The organism is Arthrobacter sp. HLT1-20 (assembly GCF_054510895.1).
Genome location: NZ_JBTNDR010000053.1, coordinates 1 through 18,549, shown reverse-complemented (window position 1 = coordinate 18,549; position 18,549 = coordinate 1). Strand labels below are relative to the sequence as shown.

At 62.7% G+C, this 18,549-nt stretch carries 21 protein-coding genes; 20 read left to right on the top strand and 1 reads right to left on the bottom strand.

What is annotated here, in order from left to right:
- Nucleotides 1–108 precede the first annotated feature (108 nt).
- Nucleotides 109–1,608: a glucose-6-phosphate dehydrogenase gene (locus ACX80Q_RS17895; RefSeq protein ID WP_459331888.1), complete on the bottom strand. Its 1,500-nt coding sequence runs from the start codon at nt 1,606–1,608 to the stop codon at nt 109–111.
- Between the two features lie 308 nt (nt 1,609–1,916).
- Between ACX80Q_RS17895 and ffh the strand changes: the two genes are divergently transcribed.
- From ffh to ACX80Q_RS17795, 20 genes are all read left to right on the top strand, one after another.
- Complete coding sequence (ffh, locus tag ACX80Q_RS17890; RefSeq protein ID WP_459331887.1) at nt 1,917–3,491, top strand: signal recognition particle protein; 1,575 nt, start codon at nt 1,917–1,919, stop codon at nt 3,489–3,491.
- 187 nt (nt 3,492–3,678) lie between these two features.
- Nucleotides 3,679–4,380 carry an alpha/beta fold hydrolase gene (locus tag ACX80Q_RS17885; protein WP_459331886.1) on the top strand — a complete coding sequence of 234 codons (702 nt, stop codon included), beginning with the start codon at nt 3,679–3,681 and terminating at the stop codon, nt 4,378–4,380.
- Between the two features lie 45 nt (nt 4,381–4,425).
- Nucleotides 4,426–4,941 (top strand): GNAT family N-acetyltransferase, encoded by a 516-nt coding sequence (locus ACX80Q_RS17880; protein WP_459331885.1) that lies wholly within the window; start codon nt 4,426–4,428, stop codon nt 4,939–4,941.
- A 73-nt stretch (nt 4,942–5,014) separates the two neighbouring features.
- Complete coding sequence (locus tag ACX80Q_RS17875) at nt 5,015–5,908, top strand: VOC family protein (RefSeq protein WP_459331884.1); 894 nt, start codon at nt 5,015–5,017, stop codon at nt 5,906–5,908.
- A gap of 57 nt (nt 5,909–5,965) precedes the next feature.
- Nucleotides 5,966–6,418, top strand: coding sequence for a hypothetical protein (locus tag ACX80Q_RS17870; RefSeq protein WP_459331883.1), 453 nt, complete (start codon nt 5,966–5,968; stop codon nt 6,416–6,418).
- Nucleotides 6,419–6,770: 352 nt separating this feature from the next.
- Entirely contained in the window at nt 6,771–7,178 is a 408-nt protein-coding gene (gene rpsP / locus ACX80Q_RS17865) for a 30S ribosomal protein S16 (protein WP_459331882.1), read from the top strand.
- 1 nt (nt 7,179) lies between these two features.
- The gene (locus tag ACX80Q_RS17860) at nt 7,180–7,422 is read left to right on the top strand and encodes an RNA-binding protein (RefSeq protein WP_459331881.1); all 243 of its coding nucleotides are present in this window, start codon (nt 7,180–7,182) and stop codon (nt 7,420–7,422) included.
- 136 nt (nt 7,423–7,558) lie between these two features.
- The gene (gene rimM / locus ACX80Q_RS17855) at nt 7,559–8,128 is read left to right on the top strand and encodes a ribosome maturation factor RimM (protein ID WP_459331880.1); all 570 of its coding nucleotides are present in this window, start codon (nt 7,559–7,561) and stop codon (nt 8,126–8,128) included.
- The gene (trmD, locus tag ACX80Q_RS17850; RefSeq protein ID WP_459331879.1) at nt 8,128–8,925 is read left to right on the top strand and encodes a tRNA (guanosine(37)-N1)-methyltransferase TrmD; all 798 of its coding nucleotides are present in this window, start codon (nt 8,128–8,130) and stop codon (nt 8,923–8,925) included. The genes rimM and trmD overlap by 1 nt, the downstream gene beginning before the upstream one ends.
- 253 nt (nt 8,926–9,178) lie before the next feature.
- A complete protein-coding gene (gene rplS / locus ACX80Q_RS17845) occupies nt 9,179–9,538 on the top strand; it encodes a 50S ribosomal protein L19 (RefSeq protein WP_459331878.1) in 360 nt (119 codons plus the stop codon).
- 17 nt (nt 9,539–9,555) lie between these two features.
- The gene (gene lepB / locus ACX80Q_RS17840; protein ID WP_459331877.1) at nt 9,556–10,215 is read left to right on the top strand and encodes a signal peptidase I; all 660 of its coding nucleotides are present in this window, start codon (nt 9,556–9,558) and stop codon (nt 10,213–10,215) included.
- Between the two features lie 78 nt (nt 10,216–10,293).
- Entirely contained in the window at nt 10,294–11,160 is an 867-nt protein-coding gene (lepB, locus tag ACX80Q_RS17835; protein WP_459331876.1) for a signal peptidase I, read from the top strand.
- Nucleotides 11,160–11,834, top strand: coding sequence for a ribonuclease HII (locus tag ACX80Q_RS17830; RefSeq protein ID WP_459331875.1), 675 nt, complete (start codon nt 11,160–11,162; stop codon nt 11,832–11,834). Before lepB (ACX80Q_RS17835) ends, ACX80Q_RS17830 begins: the two co-directional genes overlap by 1 nt.
- A gap of 84 nt (nt 11,835–11,918) precedes the next feature.
- Entirely contained in the window at nt 11,919–12,251 is a 333-nt protein-coding gene (locus ACX80Q_RS17825; protein ID WP_459331874.1) for a DUF2469 domain-containing protein, read from the top strand.
- 180 nt (nt 12,252–12,431) lie between these two features.
- The gene (locus tag ACX80Q_RS17820) at nt 12,432–12,788 is read left to right on the top strand and encodes a YraN family protein (RefSeq protein ID WP_459331873.1); all 357 of its coding nucleotides are present in this window, start codon (nt 12,432–12,434) and stop codon (nt 12,786–12,788) included.
- Nucleotides 12,788–14,341, top strand: coding sequence for a YifB family Mg chelatase-like AAA ATPase (locus ACX80Q_RS17815; protein WP_459331890.1), 1,554 nt, complete (start codon nt 12,788–12,790; stop codon nt 14,339–14,341). Before ACX80Q_RS17820 ends, ACX80Q_RS17815 begins: the two co-directional genes overlap by 1 nt.
- On the top strand, nt 14,338–15,594 hold the full coding sequence (locus ACX80Q_RS17810) for a DNA-processing protein DprA (protein ID WP_459331872.1): 1,257 nt from the start codon (nt 14,338–14,340) through the stop codon (nt 15,592–15,594). Before ACX80Q_RS17815 ends, ACX80Q_RS17810 begins: the two co-directional genes overlap by 4 nt.
- A 93-nt stretch (nt 15,595–15,687) precedes the next feature.
- Complete coding sequence (locus ACX80Q_RS17805) at nt 15,688–16,725, top strand: LCP family protein (RefSeq protein ID WP_459331871.1); 1,038 nt, start codon at nt 15,688–15,690, stop codon at nt 16,723–16,725.
- Between the two features lie 91 nt (nt 16,726–16,816).
- On the top strand, nt 16,817–17,716 hold the full coding sequence (locus tag ACX80Q_RS17800) for a tyrosine recombinase XerC (RefSeq protein WP_459331889.1): 900 nt from the start codon (nt 16,817–16,819) through the stop codon (nt 17,714–17,716).
- A gap of 212 nt (nt 17,717–17,928) precedes the next feature.
- Complete coding sequence (locus ACX80Q_RS17795) at nt 17,929–18,432, top strand: DUF3145 domain-containing protein (protein ID WP_459331870.1); 504 nt, start codon at nt 17,929–17,931, stop codon at nt 18,430–18,432.
- The last annotated feature ends 117 nt before the right edge of the window (nt 18,433–18,549 follow it).

Here is an 18,549-nt window from a genome sequence, read left to right as displayed (position 1 = left end):
GGGGGGGGGGGGGGGGGGGGGGGGGGGGGGAAAAGAAGGGGGACTGGGGGGGGATAAAAAACCCCCCCCAGTTTCCCGCCGTCGTTCGATTCCGCCAGGAGGGGGCTGTCAGTCGTTGCTGGTGGCCCAGCTTTCCGGGCCCAGGCTGCCGGCGGGGTAGTTCTCCATGGGGACGTCCCCGGACTTCCACGCGGCAAAAGAAGGTTCCACAATGCGCCAACATTCCTCTGCCGTGTCCCCGCGCACCGACAGGAGGGGATCCGCGCTCAACACACCGTCCAGGACTTCGCCGTAGGGCAGCAGGGGATCACTGGCCAGGGCGGCCTGCAGCTGGACCCGGTCAAGGGTGAACAGGTCCCCGGGCCCGTTGACATCCAGGTCAAGGGTCAGTGTTTCCGGGCCAAAGCCGATGTGCAAGCGGGTGGGGGAGTCTGTGCCCTTGAAGCCCACAGGCAGGTGCGGGACGGCCTTGAATGTCACCACCGCCTCCTTGCGGGCGCGGCCCAGCGCCTTGCCGGAACGCAAAATGAAGGGCACATTCGCCCAGCGCCAATTGTTCACGTAGACCTCAACCTCGGCCAAGGTCTCGGTGTCGTTGGCAGGGTCAACGCCTTCCTCGGCGAGGTAGTCCGGAACCAGGCGGTCGCCGATGCGCCCGTGGGTGTACCTGGCGCGGCGGCTGTGGAGCGCCGCATCGCCGGACCCGGTTGGGCCAACAGTGCTGGCCCGCAGCACGGCTGCAATGTTGGAGCGGACATCAATTTCGCTCAGCGTTGCTGGCGGCTCCATGGCCATGATCGCCATGATTTGCAGGAGATGGCTTTGGATCATGTCGCGGCCGGCGCCTGCATGGTCGTAGTAGCGGGCGCGGTTTTCCAGCGTCAGGGGCTCGTCAAAGATGATCTCCACCTTGTCAATGTGTTCACCGTTCCAGGAGTGCTCCAACAGCCTGTTGGCAAAGCGCAGCCCCATGATGTTCAGAACTGTGGATTTACCCAGGAAATGATCCACCCGGTGAATGTGGTCCTCGGGCACCAGTGTGGCCAGGGTTGCATTGAGCGCCTGTGCCGATTCGGTGCTGGAACCAAACGGTTTCTCCATGACCAGCCGTGTGCCGGGCGGCAGGTCCTCCTTCACCAGGATCTGGCACGCCTTCTGGCTGACTGCCGGAGGAAGCGCAAAATACAGGGCAACCGGGCCCTGGACCTCCTTGAGGAAGGCGCCGAGCGCACCCGTGGCCGTGACGTCTAGCTGCCGGTAGCTGCTCTCCGCCTGCACCCGCTGCAATTCCTGGATTCCGGCGGGTGTGGATTGTCCGCCCGGGGTCAGCGCCTCGGCGAAACTTCCTGTGAGCCGTTCCTGCCACTGCACGGGGGACCAGTCATCACTGCCGGCGCCCAGCAGAGCCAGGCCGGGGGCGCGCCCCGAGGCAATGAGCCGAGCAACCCCGGGCAGCAGCAGCCTGCCGGTGAGGTCGCCCGAGGCGCCAAGAATAACAAGAGTCTTGATCCGATCAGCCGCGCCAACTGCCTGGGCCGGGGACCCGGCGTCGTGCCTGGCAGTCGATGCGGCAGAGGAATCACTGGTGGCTGCGGTGTTTTCTATCACGAACCCAGCATGTCACTTCGGCGTGACCAATGGTGGGCAATGGCCGTTTGTGGCGGCGGTTTTTCGCTTCCGGGCGGCGTGGTGGGGCGAATTCTGGGCGCGCCGGGACTGTGCAGCGAAGTGTCCCGCCAGTTGGTACCCTTGATAGTTGAGTCCCTCAGGAAAGGGAGCGGGATGGTGGCCAGGAGCCAACATTCCGCCGGTCTCATCCTGAATAATGTAATTGCCGCGCCCGTCATGCGCGGCCGGGTCAGATGGCCGGGTCGCGCGGGTGCTGGTTAATCCCTGACGAAAGAAGTGCGCGGCGCGTGTTCAACTCCCTATCTGATCGGTTGACAGCAACTTTCAAGAACCTCCGTGGCAAGGGCCGGCTCAGCGAAGCCGACGTCGATGCCACGGTGCGCGAGATCCGTCGCGCCCTGCTGGATGCTGACGTTGCAGTGCCCGTGGTTCGCGAATTCACCTCCAAAGTCCGTGAACGGGCCCTGGGTTCCGAGGTCAATGAGGCGCTGAACCCGGCGCAGCAGATTGTCAAGATCGTCAACGAAGAGTTGGTGACAATTCTTGGTGGCGAAACCCGCCGCATCAACCTGGCCAAGAACCCTCCCACAGTCATCATGCTGGCTGGTTTGCAGGGTGCCGGTAAGACCACCCTGGCCGGAAAGCTGTCCAAGTGGCTCAAGGGTCAGGGTCACAGCCCCCTGTTGGTGGCTGCGGATCTCCAGCGCCCCAACGCCGTCAAGCAGCTGCAGGTCAACGGTGAGCGCGCAGGCGTTCCCGTGTTTGCCCCCCACCCCGGTGTCAGCAGCGAATTTGAAAGTGCCACCGGCGATCCCGTAGCCGTGGCCCTGGCCGGTCTGGCCGAGGCCAAGTCCAAGCTGCACGACGTGGTCATTGTTGACACCGCCGGCCGCCTGGGCATCGACGCCGAACTCATGAAGCAGGCCTCGGACATCCGGGCCGCCATCAACCCCGACGAAGTCCTCTTTGTCATTGACGCCATGATCGGCCAGGACGCAGTTGCCACGGCACAGGCGTTCAACGAAGGCGTCAACTTCACCGGTGTTGTCCTCACCAAGCTCGACGGCGACGCCCGCGGCGGTGCGGCCCTCTCGGTTGCCTCCATCACCGGCAAGCCCGTCATGTTCGCCTCCACGGGTGAGGGCCTGGACGACTTTGAGCTGTTCCACCCCGACCGCATGGCCAGCCGCATCCTGGACATGGGTGATGTGCTCACGCTCATCGAGCAGGCGGAAAAGAACTGGGACAAGGGCGAAGCCGAGCGGATGGCGAAGAAGTTCGCCGACCAGGAGGACTTCACCCTGGATGACTTCCTGGCCCAGATGCAACAGATCCGCAAAATGGGCTCCATGAAGAAGATGCTCATGATGATGCCCGGCGCCGCGAACATGCGCCAGCAACTGGAGAACTTTGACGAGCGCGAGATTGACCGCGTTGAGGCGATCGTCCGCTCCATGACCCCGCACGAGCGTGTTGCCCCGAAGATTGTGAACGGCTCACGCCGCGCCCGCATCGCCAAGGGTTCCGGTGTTCACGTGTCCGAGGTCAACGGCCTGCTGGAGCGTTTTGGCCAGGCCCAGAAGATGATGAAGAAGATGGCTCAGGGCGGCGGCATTCCGGGCATGCCCGGCATGGCAGGCCCCGGCGGCTTCAACAGCGCCCGCAAGGGCAAGCAGGTCCCCAAGAAGAAAGCCAAGTCCGGTAATCCGGCCAAGGCTGCCGCTGAGCTGAAGGCCGCCCAGGAGAAGGCCAACGCCCCCAAGGGCCTGCCAACCGGCGCATCCTTCGGCACGGGAGCGGCGGACTTTGATCCGTCAAGCCTGAACCTGCCCAAGGGTTTTGAGAAGTACCTGGGCAAGTAGTTTTTTTGGCGTAGACCCCGTCTTGTGCAGACATTTGCTGCAGCAAGGCGGGGTCTTATTGCATCCCGGCCGCTGGCCGCAGCACTCGCCGGCTTTTTTCTGACGCTATCGCAGCAATGGTCAGTTTGCGCGGGACGCTATCGCACGTCGGTGCGGTTTTGTCAGGCCCATCCGGTAACCTGCTGCAATGAATAAAACCCGGATTGTGTTTGTCCACGGCGTCGACGGCTTCGGCGCCGCGGCGTGGCCGGCCCAACATCTCCTGGCTGGGCGTTACGACTGCCTCTTTCTCAAGCGGACAGGGTTCGACGCGATCGAGCCGCCCAAGGCGACCGACTTTGCAGCTGATGCGCAGATGGTACTCAACGAGCTGGGTGACGGCGGGCATGTGGTGGCGCACTCCCAAGGCTCTGTTGCAGCCATGATGGCAGCCGTACAACGCCCAGACCTGGTGCATTCCTTGATCTTGATTGAACCGCTGCTGCTGTCCTTGACGGCTGATCTGCCAGCCACGGCGGCCTACTCGACGCATCTTGCGGGCCTGGCTGTGCGCTCTCAGGAACTCTCCGATGAAGACTATTTGGCGGAGTTCAACACCCTCATGGCGGTTGTTGCCGCACCCGGTGTGGAGACTCACGCCAGGCTGGCAGCCAGGGCCCGGTTGCAGGCGCCGTCCACCGAGGCGCCGCTGCACATCATTCCCGGAGTCCCCACCACCGTCATCACCGGAGGCTGGGAGCCCTTGTATGAAGAAGTCGCCGAATACCTGAATGCCACCGGAGCTCAACATATTGTGCACCGGAGCGGACATAGGCCACAGGACAGCTCCGACGGTGCTGCCTTGATTGAAGGGCTACTCGAGGCAGCGGTTGCCGCGCGGCTTGACTAGCTAAGCTAAGGCGCCAATGTGGGTGCCAGCAGCTAGTCTTCGTATATGTTTGAAATTCGTCCAGCAGCCTTGAGTGAGTTTGCGCTCTTGCCCGCCATTGAGGCCGAGGCGGACACGGCATTCGAAGCGCTGGACCCGCCCATGAGCATTGCGGATTTCCCGCCACCGGGCACGGCAGGCGATTTCGCCGCGGCGTTCCACATCATGGTTGCGGGCAGGCCGCCGGCGGGTTTTGTCAGGCTGGAGATCGTTGACGGGCTGGCGCATCTGGCCCAACTGGCTGTTTCGCCAGCCTACGGACGTCAGGGGATAGGCCGTTCACTTGTCTTGGCGGCCAAGGCCTGGGCGCTCGAGGCCGGCTTCCCCGCCATGACTCTGACTACCTTTAGGGATGTGGCGTTCAACGCACCGTTCTATGCCAGCTGCGGATTTGTTGAGCTGCCCCCTGCGCAGTGGGGGCCGGGCCTTCGAGGACTTTTTCTGGAGGAGCAGGCCGAGGGTCTGGGAAATTTTGGTGTGCGGATAGCCATGCTGGCACCGCTCATGAGGCATGCACCCTAAGGGCCAGCCCGGCGCCGGGAAATAGATGCCCTGGCGTTGGAATATTCCCGACGGGGCCATGGTTTGAAACTATATGACACATCAACTACCTCAGCAAGACCAACTCTCCGCCGACTTGAGCATGGGAGTCGTCATGCTCAAAGTGGGGGACATGACCCTCATGAGTAACTACTATCAGTTGGCGCTGGGGCTTGATGTAGTGGCCGAGGCGGACGGCGGCCAGTTCCTGGGGCGCGGCACCGTGCCGCTGATTCACCTTGAGCCCGCCGCCGGACTGCACCTTCCCGGTCGTGGAGAGGCGGGGCTCTTCCATACGGCCCTGCTGTTCAATGACCAGGCTTCCCTCGCCGCCACGGTTCTCAGCGCCGCACAATACTCACCCGAAGCCTACGTTGGCAGCGCCAACCACCTGGTTTCCGAGGCGTTCTACTTCACCGACCCCGAGGGCAACGGCATTGAGCTGTACTGGGACAAGCCCCGCACCGAATGGAGCTGGAATAGCGGCTCCGTGGTCATGGACACCCTGCCCCTGCCGCCCAACGACTTCCTGGCGACCCACCTGAGTGAGGAATCGGTGGCAGGCCAGCGGCAGGCCCCCGCCGCCGTCGGGCATGTTCATCTGCAAGTGGGGGATGTGGCGTCCGCCGAGAAATTCTATGTTGACACTTTGGGTTTCGAGAAAACAGCCGGCTGGCACGGTCAGGCCCTGTTCGTGTCCGCCGGCGGCTATCACCACCACATGGCCATGAATGTTTGGAACAGCCGCGGAGCCGGCCCGCGCAAGGACACGCTCGGGCTGGGTGAGGTGAACATTGCGCTGCCACACAGTGACGATCTGGGTGCGCTGGCGCAACGGCTGGCCAGCCAACGCATAGCCACGGCGCACGATGGCGCCCAGCTGAGCTTCGAGGATCCATGGCGCAACCGGATTCGCGTTACTGTTGATGCCATAGCTTCCGCGCGCTAAGCCGCCGGTTGCCTCCGGGCCACAATGCTCCGGAACCTCAACTTGAAAGGCTTATGCGTGGCCAATTACTCAGAGTTCTTCATCGCCGACCATCACCAAGCAGTGGCCCGTGCCAAGGCGCGGATGGCAGGCAAGTCGCCCGCCGTGGACGTCCCCGTGTTGCCCACCCCCGGTCTGAGCGACTTTGAGATTGAAGTGCTGGGCGAGTTTGCCGTCAAGGCGGTCCACGCAACAGGCGTGGCTGCCGAGCTGAGCCTGGTGGATATTGAACTGGATACCCTGTTCGCCGTTCCCGATGCCCTGCTGGAAGTCTTTGCCGAGCTGAATGCTCCTGAAGACCCCGAAGAGGTTGTGGAGCTGGCTGCACAGTGGGCTGCTGCCGAGGAGATGGAATCCACGCCCGAGGTCACCGAGCCTTTGTTGCAGGCGCTGGCCGCCATGGCGGCTGCGGCGGTGGCTGCGGCCGAAGAGAACGCAAAGATGGGCCTGTTCTTCTACTCGGCTGAATAGTCCCCATCTTCCGGCCCGAACAATCGCTGGCGCGATTCTGCGGGAAACGGGGAAGTGTGGGCCCAGCGCGGTGAATCCCAGCAGTGCTGACCTTGGCCGCGAGATGCACGGTTAACCGGGCATTTTGGTGGCCACGGTCAGCACTCGCGGCACCATGATGGACAACACGTGGGGTGAAATGCGTAACGAGTGGCACGGGTGAGAAAACATCTGGCATAATGGACAGGTACTCGATCCGCGCGGCCCCTCTCTCCGCGTGATGGTCCTGTCCTTAGAAATCCGCCGATCGGCCCGCCCCACGGGAGCGTGAAACGGAGTTCGACCCTTTTTCGAACCAGGAGTAACCACAAAAGTGGCTGTAAAGATTCGCCTTAAGCGCTTTGGTAAAATGCGCGCCCCGTACTACCGCATCGTTGTTATGGACTCACACTCAAAGCGTGACGGCCGTGCCATCGAAGAGATCGGCAAGTACCACCCGACCGAGCACCCCTCCTTCATCGAGGTCGACACCGACCGCGCTCAGTACTGGCTCTCCGTCGGCGCTCAGCCGTCCGAGCCTGTTGCCAAGATCCTGAAGATCACCGGTGACTGGCAGAAGTTCAAGGGCCTCAAGGGCGCCGAGGGCACCTTGAAGACCAAGGCTCCGAAGGTACCCTTCGTTGCACCCGAAGCCAAGAGCGTCGTTATCAAGGAAGCCATCACCAAGAAGGCCAAGAAGGCCGACGCTGATGAGGCACCTGAGAGCACCGAGGCTGAGTAGCTTGTTGGCTGAAGCGCTGGAGCACCTTGTCCGCGGGATTGTTGACTCTCCCGAGGATGTTAAGGTGAGCGTCAAGAGCAACCGCCGCGGGGAATCCCTCGAAGTGCGTGTTCATCAAGACGATCTGGGCCGGGTAATTGGCCGACAGGGTCGCACCGCCCGTGCCTTGCGCACGGTGGTAGCAGCCTTGGCCAATGGTGAGCCGGTACGTGTTGACGTTGTCGACACCGACCGTCGCCGCTAACCTGCGTCACAGAACTTGGCATAGCCGCCAGGCTGGGCCTAGTTTTCAGCAGTAAAGCCAAACGTTTGGCCCCGGCACCATAATGGTGTCGGGGCCAAACTTTTTTTCCATCTATACACAAGCACTAGGAGTACTCATGCAGGTTCAGGTTGCCCGGATTGGCAAACCCCACGGCATTCGCGGCGAAGTGACAGCACTTGTCCTCACCGACGCCCCCGATTCACGTTTCGCCGTCGGCACTGAATTTGTGGTGGAGCCGGCCAAGCTCGGCACATTGACGGTCAAGAGCTCGCGCTGGAACAAGGACATCCTCCTGCTCGGCTTCGAGGGCACCAACACCCGCAACGATGCGGAGCTGCTGCGCGGCGCCACCTTGTTCTTTGAATCCGATGATGACGAGGACGACGACGCCTGGTACGAACACGAGCTGCTGAACCTTGAGGTTCGGGTTGGCACGCAAAAGGTGGGCAAGGTGATTGGTTTGCGCACCCAGGCGGTGCAGGACCTGCTCCTGGTGGAAGACAACGAAGGCGATGAGGTACTTGTCCCGTTCGTTGACGAGATCGTCCCCGAGGTCAACATTGAAGCGGGCTATGTCCTGCTGACCCCGCCCGCGGGCTTGTTCACAGTCAACAAGGAAGTAACCGCGAGCGACGAGTCCGGCGAAGCGGCCCACATTGCTGACTCGGAAGGAACGCCCCAGTAATGCGGTTTGATGTTGTCAGTATTTTCCCGGAGTACCTGGCGCCCCTGGACCTGAGCCTGATTGGCAAGGCCCGCACCGAAGGGCTGCTGGAGTTGGCCGTGCATGACCTGCGCTCCTACACGAAGGATCGGCACCGCACGGTGGATGACACCCCGTACGGTGGTGGTGCCGGTATGGTCATGAAGCCCGAGCCCTGGGCTCAAGCGCTCACGGACATTGCGGTGGCCTCTCCGGTGGCCGAAGGTAGCAAACCAACGCTCATTGTGCCGTCCCCGGCCGGCGAGGTGTTCAACCAGCAGCTTGCCTACGAGCTCGCCGAGGAAGAACACCTGGTATTTGCCTGCGGGCGTTACGAGGGCATTGACGAGCGAGTGCTGGAGTGGGCTGCTGATCAGTACACGGTTCGCCCCGTCAGCCTGGGCGACTACGTGCTCAACGGCGGCGAAGTTGCCGTGCTGGCCATGGTGGAGGCCATTGGCCGCCTCATCCCCGGCGTGGTGGGCAACCCCGAGTCCTTGATTGAGGAGTCGCACTCCGACGGTTTGCTGGAGTACCCCGTCTACACCAAGCCTTCCAGCTGGCGCGAACGCGAAGTCCCTGACGTGCTGCTCAGCGGCAACCACGGCAAGATCGCCAAGTTCCGCAAGGAACTGCAGCTGCGCCGCACGGCCGAGCGCCGCCCGGACTTGATCGATGCCCTGGACGTCTCCAACTTCAGCAAAGCGGACAAGAACGTCCTCTGGGAACTGGGGTACGCCGTCGTCGATGGTAGGGCAGTGCGCCGCGCCGACGCGTAAACCGGTTCAATTCGGTTACTTCCTGCCAACAATGCGATTAGTCTCGCGGCAGTGAGTATGGCAAAATAGGTAGATGTGTCCACTGGGCGCGTTCCTGCCACAGGGGGAGCGTTAGTCAACAGAGCGGCACACCGGTGCTCCATCCTAGGAAACCGGTTCTAAAACTTTCGGTTTCCGTGACTGGCCAGTGTGCCGTCCATGGAAACCGTGACACAAAGTAAATGACCTGTGGCGTTTGCCTGGAGTGAGAAAAATGCATCTTCTCGATTCCGTTGACGCAGCCAGCCTGCGCAGCGACATCCCCGCCTTCCGTGCCGGCGACACCCTCAACGTTCACGTGAACATCATTGAAGGTTCCCGCTCACGTGTCCAGGTATTCAAGGGCTTCGTCCTTGGCCGCCAGGGCGACGGCGTTCGCGAAACCTTCACGGTTCGCAAGATCTCCTTCGGCGTCGGCGTAGAGCGTACCTTCCCGGTACACTCCCCGGTTCTGGAAAAGATCGAAGTTGTCACCAAGGGTGACGTACGCCGCGCCAAGCTGTACTACATGCGCAACCTGCGCGGCAAGGCTGCAAAGATCAAGGAAAAGCGCGACAACCTTCCCACCAAGTAATTACCGGGAAAAGCACTTTGACTCAAGCGAAACGCCAGTCCAGGAAACTGGGCTGGCGTTTTGTTGTTCTTGCAGTTCTCATCATCTTCGTGTTCCTGGCGGTGGTGCGGAACATCTGGATGGATGTCTACTATATTCCCTCGGAATCCATGGAACCGACGCTACTCACCGGCGACCGCGTCCTAGTCTCACGGTTGGCTTTCGTGAACCAGCCCATCGCCCGTGGCGATGTTGTGGTCTTCGACGGCAGGGGCTCCTTCACGCCGCTCAAATCAGGCGCAGGTCCCGTTGTGGACGGCATTGCTGGCGCGGGACAGTGGTTGGGTCTGATGCCCAACAACAATATTTACGTCAAGCGCGTTCTTGGCGTTGCCGGGGACACCGTGAAATGCTGCTCGGCCGGCGGGCTTCTTGAAATCAACGGTGTACCCGTCACCGAGAGCTACCTGTATCCGGGGGATGCGCCCAGCTTGGTGAAGTTCGAGGTCACCGTCCCGCAGGGAAGATTGTGGCTCATGGGGGACCACCGCAGCGTTTCACGTGACTCACGGTCCTTGCTGGGTGCCCCCGGCGGCGGCCTGATTTCCACCAGCAGGGTCATTGGTTCCCCAGTCGCCACTGTGTGGCCGCTGGGCCGCATCCACGTCCTTAACCGCGACGGCGCAGTCCAGCCTTAGCGCCGATGGGCCTTTGCGCCCAGCTATGGCGTGTACGATCATTTTTTGACCTGACTTTTTGTAAGGAAATAGACGTTGATGCAACCCAGTGATGCGGAGGAAACCGGTGGCGCACTCTCCCATGACGGATCCGTCCCGGAGCCGCCCGACCCGCGGGTGCGCCAAGACCTGCGGGCCCGCCACTTGAAAGCTGAGACGCCGGGGCCGGACGACGACGGCACCCTGGGTGAGCGCGTCGGGCGCCAGGCCTGGGCGTGGGGCAAGGAACTTCTCACCATTGTGGTCATCGCCGTGGTGCTCTCCTTCCTGATCAAAACATTCCTGTTCCGGGCCTTCTACATCCCTTCAGGTTCCATGGAGAACACCCTGGCGATCCAGGACAGGATCTTTGTGAACCTGCTGGTTCCGCAACCCTTTGAGCTCAAACGCGGTGACATTGTTGTTTTCAAGGACACCCAGGGCTGGCTCCAGGAGACGCCCAAGGACGACGGCCCTGTTGGCTGGATCTCCGACGTTGCCACTTTCATCGGCCTGGCACCGGACAATTCCCAACAGCACCTGGTCAAGCGTGTCATTGGCCTGCCAGGGGACAAGGTTCTCTGCTGCAACGCCGAGGGGAAGCTGACCATCAACGGCAAGGCCATCACCGAGCCCTACCTCTATCCTGGGGCCGCGCCGTCGGAGACCACGTTTGAAGTAACAGTCCCCGAGGGGAAGCTGTGGGTCATGGGGGACCACAGAAACAACTCCCAGGACTCCCGCGCCCACCAAAGCTATGACGGCACGGGCTTTGTGCCGATCGACGACGTCGAGGGGCGGGCCATTGTGATCGCCTGGCCGCTGTCGCGATGGGACATTCTGGGCAATTACCCCGATGTCTTCAAGGATGTTCCGGCCCCACAGAGTTCAAGCGTGGCAGCACAACATGAGACGGCAGGGCAGTAGTGGCCGCTGCAGCACCCACCCTTGAATGGGAGCGTGAGCTCGCGGCTCAGGGCTATGCGATTGTTGCTGGTTGCGATGAAGTAGGTCGCGGATCGCTCGCGGGCCCCGTCAGCGTCGGCGTCGTGATCATCCATGCCAGCACCGCCACTGAACTTCCCGGCGTCAAGGACAGCAAGCTGTTGCGCCCGGCCGTGCGTGAGGCCCTGGTGCCCGCCATTGTTGACTGGGCAGCCGCCAGCGCAGTGGGTCACGCCAGCGCCCAGGAGATCGACGCCATTGGCTTGGTGGGGGCCCTGCGGCTGGCAGGCACCCGCGCCATGGCCCAGGCCGCCGCCACACTGAGCCCCGATTTTGTGATCCTTGACGGAAACCAGGACTGGCTTTCCGAACCCGTGCAGGGGGACCTTGACCTGTTCGCCGCCAACGTTGCACCCGCCGCTGCCCAGCCCTGGCGCACCCAGACCCGCATCAAGGCGGACATGACGTGCCTGTCAGTGGCTGCCGCCAGCGTCCTGGCAAAGGTTGAGCGCGACGGCATCATGACCGAGCTTGCCCAGCAGTTTCCCAGCTTCGGCTGGGAGTCCAACATGGGCTACGGAACAGTGGCCCACCGGGCAGCCATTGCCGAGCAGGGTCCCACCGATTACCACCGGAAAACGTGGCGCCTGATCTAGTTCTTCGTCGGGGCGTGGGCGCTGATGCCGGCGCCCTAGCCGCCCCGTTGGGTAAGTGGGCCCCTCGTGATGGATGATGGAAGCATGAGTGCTGAGGATCTGGAAAACTACGAAACTGATATGGAGCTGCAGCTTTACCGCGAATACCGTGACGTGGTGAACCTGTTCAGCTATGTGGTGGAAACTGAACGACGCTTTTACTTGGCAAACCATGTAGATTTGCAGGCCCGCTCGGCCGACGGCGAGGTGTACTTTGACCTCACGCTCCAGGATGCCTGGGTGTGGGATGTGTACCGGACGGCCCGTTTTGTGAAGAACGTGCGCGTGATCACCTTCAAGGATGTCAATGTTGAAGAGCTGATCAAGTCCGACGACCTGCAGATTCCCAAGGAAGGCGAGTTGGGCCCGCTGGGCTAAGACTTTTTCAAAGGACGACGCCGGAAGTTTCCTTCCGGCGTCGTCCTTTTCTGTGTCCTTGTGGTTCTTTCGCCCGCTTTGTTCCTCCACAGTGCGGGCAGGCGGGCTGCCTGTCCACAATTGCCGATTTCGGCCTGTTGTCTGCCGTCAGCCTCAGTCAAGCTGGGCGTGGAGGCAATCATGAGGGCGAAAGATGTGTTGGGCCAGACCGGTGAACGGATGGCGGCAGACTACTTGGAGGACCGGGGCATCCGGGTCATCGACAGCAATTGGCGCTGTCCCAGCGGAGAGATCGACCTTGTTGCGCTGGACGGCGACGAGCTTGTCATCATCGAGGTCAAGACACGCCGCTCACGTCGCTACGGTGATCCGTTGGAGGCCCTGACCCGGGCCAAGATTTTGCGCCTGCGCACCCTGGCAGTGCTCTGGGCCCGTGAGCACCAGCGCGTCTCGGGGACTGTGCGGATAGATGCTGTGGGCATCGTCATGGACAATTCCCCATCCCCGAGCATTGACCATCTCAAGGGTGTGGCGTGATGGGACTGGGGAGGGCGCTTGCCGTGGCCCTGGTGGGCCTGAACGGTCACGTCATTGAGGTGGAGGCGGACATTGGCCAGACCCTACCCAATTTTGTCCTGCTGGGGCTACCGGACGCATCGCTGTCGGAGGCCCGCGAGCGGATTCGTTCTGCGGCCCAAAACTCCGGCATCCCGCTGAGCAGGCGCAAAATCACCGTCAACCTGGTGCCGGCGTCGTTGCCCAAGAAGGGTTCCGGGTTTGACCTGGCCATCGTCATGGCCGCGCTCGGTGCTGCGGGGGACATCCAGGGCACCGGCGGCACTGTCTTCATCTCCGAGCTGGGACTTGACGGCCGTCTGCGCCCCGTCCGGGGAGTGTTGCCGGCCGTTCTTGCGGCACTTTCGGCAGGCTACAAGCAGTTTGTGGTTTCCAATGACAACTTATCCGAAGCACGCCTGGTCACGGGAGCCCAGGTGCGCGGCTACGGCTGTTTGGCGCAGGTGGCATTGGACTTTGGTGCCGATCCCAAGGACCTGGTGATGGTGGACGGGGCCGGGCTCCAGGGTGCTGGGGACGCGGAACCGGCGGAGCCAGCCGGTTCCGCGCAGGCAGGGGCTGACTTGTTGGATGTGGCCGGGCAGCCGGTGGCCAGGCTGGCCTTGGAAATAGCTGCCGCGGGCGGGCATCATCTGATGATGGTGGGGCCACCGGGCTCCGGCAAGACCATGCTGGCTGAGCGGCTGCCTGGGCTGCTGCCCGATCTCACCGACGCCGAGGCCATGGAGGTGACTGCCATTCATTCCTTGGAGCACAAAAGAGCATCATTGGTGCAGCTGCTGCGTCGCCCACCCTATGAGCGCCCTCATCACTCGGCCAGCACGGCAGCCATCATTGGGGGTGGAAGCGGTGTCCCGCGGCCCGGGGCCGCATCACGAGCCCATCGGGGCGTATTGTTCCTGGATGAGGCACCGGAGTTCGACAAGCGCGTCCTGGACGCATTGCGCCAGCCGTTGGAGAGCGGGGAGCTGGTGCTCCATCGCGCAGCCGGCACGGCAGCGTACCCGGCCCGCTTCCAACTAGTCTTGGCCGCAAACCCTTGCCCCTGCGGCAAGGCGACCGGCAAGGGCATCAACTGCGAATGCACCCCCATGGCCCGCAGGCGGTACTTTGGCCGGCTCTCGGGCCCGTTGCTGGACCGCGTGGACATCCAGCTGCACGTCAACAAGGTCCAGCTGGAGCAGCTTGCTGACGCCGGCGGGCGGGAGTCAACGGCCCAAGTGGCACAACGGGTGCTGCTGGCCAGGGATATTGCCAGCGAACGTCTCAAACCGTGGGGACTGCACCACAATGCCGACCTCACCGGAACAGTGCTGCGTGGACCGTTGCGGCTGGGCGGTCATGACACGGCATTACTGGACAAGGCCATGGCCACAGGTGTGCTCAGCCTGCGCGGCTATGACAGGGTCCTGCGGCTGGCCTGGACGGTGGCCGATCTGCAAGGACGTGAGCGCCCCGGCAGTGAAGACGTGGGGTTGGCACTGACACTGCGGCAACGAGGAGAGATGCCATGAACGGGTTTGCTGATGAGAAGAACACGGCGGGCAGGGGGCTGCGTGTTGCGCGGGCGGCACTGACACGCCTGATGGAGCCGTCGGATCTGCCTGGGCTGGCCTTGATCCGCCTCTTGGGGCCCGAGGCCGCCTTGGCGTTCATAGCGGGCGAGGACGCCAACAACGCCGCCGTGGAGCGCCAGGTCACCGCGTTGCTCAGCGAGGCCGGCACGCAGCGGTGGACGGGGCTGTCCGAGGCGCTGGGGCGTTGGCGGCCGCGGTTGGCTGATGTTGCCCCGGAGCGGGACCTTGCCACGGTTGCCAGACTGGGCGGCGGACTCTTGGTTCCGGAGGACGAGTCATGGCCACGAGCCCTTGAAGATCTCGAGCTGGGGGCGCCCATTGCGCTGTGGTGCCGGGGTAGGGTCAGGCGCATTCCTGAGCAGTCCCGATGCATTGCTGTGGTGGGTTCCCGGGATAACACCGGCTATGGGGCCAACGTGAGCGTGGAAATTGCCGGCTCACTGGTCCAGCGAGGCTACACAGTGGTCAGCGGGGGAGCCTACGGGATCGATGCGCATGCCCACCGAGGGGCCCTGGGTGCCGCCATGGCGGGACATTTGGGCGGCACGGCTCAAGAGTCCGCCGTTGAGCAGGGGAGCGGGCCACCCACCCTCGCCGTCATGGCTGGGGGAGTGGACAGGTTCTACCCGTCGGGAAATGATGACTTGCTGCGCACCATCGCCGAACGCGGCCTCATCGTGGCCGAGGTGCCTCCCGGCACCAACCCCACACGGTACAGATTCCTGCAACGGAACCGTCTGATCGCTGCCCTGTGCGGGGTCACGGTTGTTGTGGAGGCCCGCTGGCGTTCGGGCGCCCTCAACACGGCACACCACGCCGAAACTCTCAGCCGGCCTGTGGGAGCCGTTCCCGGGTCCGTCTACTCGGCCAACTCTGCGGGCTGCCACAGACTGCTGCGGGAAGGCTCGGCGGTCTGCGTGACGGACGCGGGAGACATAGCCGAACTGGCCGGGGCCATGGGTGAGAATCTTGCGCCCGAACCCCAGGCACAGGCAGCCCTGTATGACGGACTGGGAACCGCGGACCTGCTGCTCATGGATGCGCTGCCCCTGCGAACCGCCACGTCCGTGGAGAAATTGTGCGTGGTTGCCGGCCTGAGCGCAGCCACTGTCCTGGCAGGGCTGGGGCGGCTAGAGGCCATGGGACTTGCCGACGGCGTGGCAGGTGGCTGGAAACGCCGGAACCGGTAGGCCAGGGGGTTGCTGCGCCGGATGCGGGGAAGCTGCCCCGGTGGCGGAAATTACAGCAGACAAGCAACCCGCTGCCGTGGCAAGATGACCTCTATGAGCCAGGTCTCAGATCAGCAAGTGCCCGCAAGGCGCCGGCACAACCGGAGCCGCAATGCCCTGCTGATCATTCTTGCGCTATTCCTCGCTGCGCTCCTTGCGGCTGCCGTGTTTGTTGGCAACCTGGTTCACAGCTTCGACTCCAAAACCCAGAAGATACCCCAGGCGTTCCCCAGCGAACAACTGCGCCCCACCCAGGCGCCGTCGTCCCAGGCAGCGGCTTCGGCCATGAACATCCTACTGTTGGGAAGCGACAGCCGGGGCGACGCAGTGGACCTGGCCGAAGAAGGGATACCCTCAAACCAGCGTTCCGACACCATCATGTGGGCCCACATTCCAACTGATCGGAAGCATATCTACTTGATGTCGATCATGCGCGACACGTGGGTTGGAATCCCCGGGAACGGGGAAGCGAAAATCAATGCCGCGATGGCTTTTGGCGGCGTGCCCCTGGTGGTGCAGACGGTGGAAGGGCTGTTCAAGCAAAGAATCGACCACGTGGTCATCGTGGACTTTCAGGGCTTCAAGGCAGTGACTGACGCCCTCGGCGGCATAGAGGTCAACGTGCCCATGCCCTTCACCTCAGTTCACGGCAACTACACCTTTGCCGCCGGGCCGCAGACACTCAACGGAGACCAGGCCCTGGGATTTGTCCGTGAACGGTACGCCTTTGCCGACGGCGACTACCAGCGCGTGAGAAACCAGCAAATGTTTCTCAAATCCGTCCTCAACAAAGTCTTGGACCCGGCAACCTTGTCCAACCCCCTCAAGGTCACGGATTTGGTCAACGAGGTCTCACCCTTTGTCAGCGTCGATGCGGACGTGAACCTGGCCATGCTGGCCTCCCTGGCGTTCAGCCTGCGCAGTGTCAGAAGTGCCGATGTCATCTCCTTTACCTTGCCCACCTTGGGGACGGGCACCAGCGCCGATGGCCAATCGATAGTGATCCGGGACGATCCCGCCATCGCTGCCATTGCTCAAGCGCTGACACAGGATTATCTGGGCAACTATCTGAAAAACGCAGGATTGGAATAGCTGCCCGGCGGCGGGGGAACTTGCCCCGACCACCGCAACAGCGCACAGTGGTGGTGTGGATCTTGATGAACGTTCAGCACTGCCCCCGGCCATGGCAGCGGCTGCCGATGCCTTCGAACGCTATTTGCGCATGGAGCGTGGCCGCTCCGATCACACCATCCGGGCCTATCGGGGCGATGTTGACGCCCTGCTTATTCATGCCGTGGCCGAAGGATTCTCAACGCTGGCGGATCTGGACCTAGGCTCCCTGCGGCGGTGGCTTGGGGAGCAAAACTCTGCCGGCCTGGCCCGCTCCACACTGGCCCGTCGTGCCGCCACGGTCCGCAGTTTCACTGCGTGGGCACTACGTGAGGAAATCATTGCTGTGGACCCTGCCCTGCGGCTCAAGGCCCCCCAACGCGAGAAATCCCTTCCGGCGGTACTACAGCAGCAGCAGGTGGGCAGGCTACTTGAGGGCATGGGGTCAGCCGCACAGTCAGGGGACCCCGTGGCAATAAGGGACCTTGCCATGGTTGAACTTCTCTATGCCACAGGCATCCGTGTCGGGGAGCTTGCCGGGCTGGATGTGGATGATGTGTTCCGGGAACGGCGCACCGTCAAAGTGGTGGGCAAGGGCAACAAGGAACGTGTTGTCCCCTATGGGGTGCCTGCGGACGCTGCACTGGGACGCTGGCTCAGTGCGGCGCGCGGCTCCTTGCACAAACCGCACAGTGGCCCGGCGCTCTTCCTGGGCCTGCGCGGGGGCCGCATTGACCAACGCACAGTGCGCACAGTGGTGGATCGGGTGTTCTCTTCCCTAGAGGACACCTCCGCCACCGGCCCGCACACACTGCGGCACTCGGCCGCCACCCACCTGCTCGACGGCGGGGCGGATCTGCGCACTGTGCAGGAGATTCTGGGCCACAGTTCCCTGGCCACCACGCAGCTGTACACGCACGTCTCTGTGGAGCGGCTCAGGGACAGCTACCGCACTGCTCATCCGAGGGCGTGACGGGCCGAAAGGCCCACTAGCGACCGGGCGCAGGGGCTGCGGTGGCGTAATGTGCCCAGCTACGGCACAATGATAGGAAGCTAACGCCAAACAACCAAAGGCGGGCCTCGAGCCCAGACAGACAGGGTCAGTTCACGCAAGATCCGCGCTAGAAAAATTTTCATCCTAAGAAGGTCGTTGGGGAAGACGCACCTACTGCAATGGAGGATGGAATGAAGGTAGAAACCACGCGCGGTGTTTTGTTTGTGCACTCAGCCCCGGCTGTCATGTGCCCGCATATTGAGTCATCCATTGCCGGGGTGATGGATCAGCGCACGGACTTGCAGTGGACTGCACAGCCCGCTGCGCCCAATGTTTTGCGCACTGAACTGCTGTGGCGCGGCGCGGCCGGCACAGGAGCCAAGCTGGCCTCCGCCCTGCGGGGGTGGGCCAATGTGCGCTATGAGGTCACTGAAGACCCCAGTGCCGGAGTTGACGGCTCTCGGTGGTCGCACACCCCCGAATTGGGCATCTTCCATGCCGTCACAGACGTGCATGGGAACATCATGGTCTCCGAGGACCGGATCCGTTACGCCTACGAGATCGGCAAGGGCGACCCCTCAGTGGTTTACCAGGAGCTCTCCCTGGCTCTGGGGGAGGCGTGGGATGAGGAACTGGAACCATTCCGCCACGCAGCAGCCGGCGCCCCCGTGCGCTGGCTCCACCACGTAGGCTGACTTAAGCAACTGACTGTGAGTCTTGTATGTAGCTGGTCTGGGACTAGCTGGCAGAGTAGGTAGCGGCTGTACCATCTGATGAATGTGACTCAGCAACTGACTGGCTCCGTGAGGATG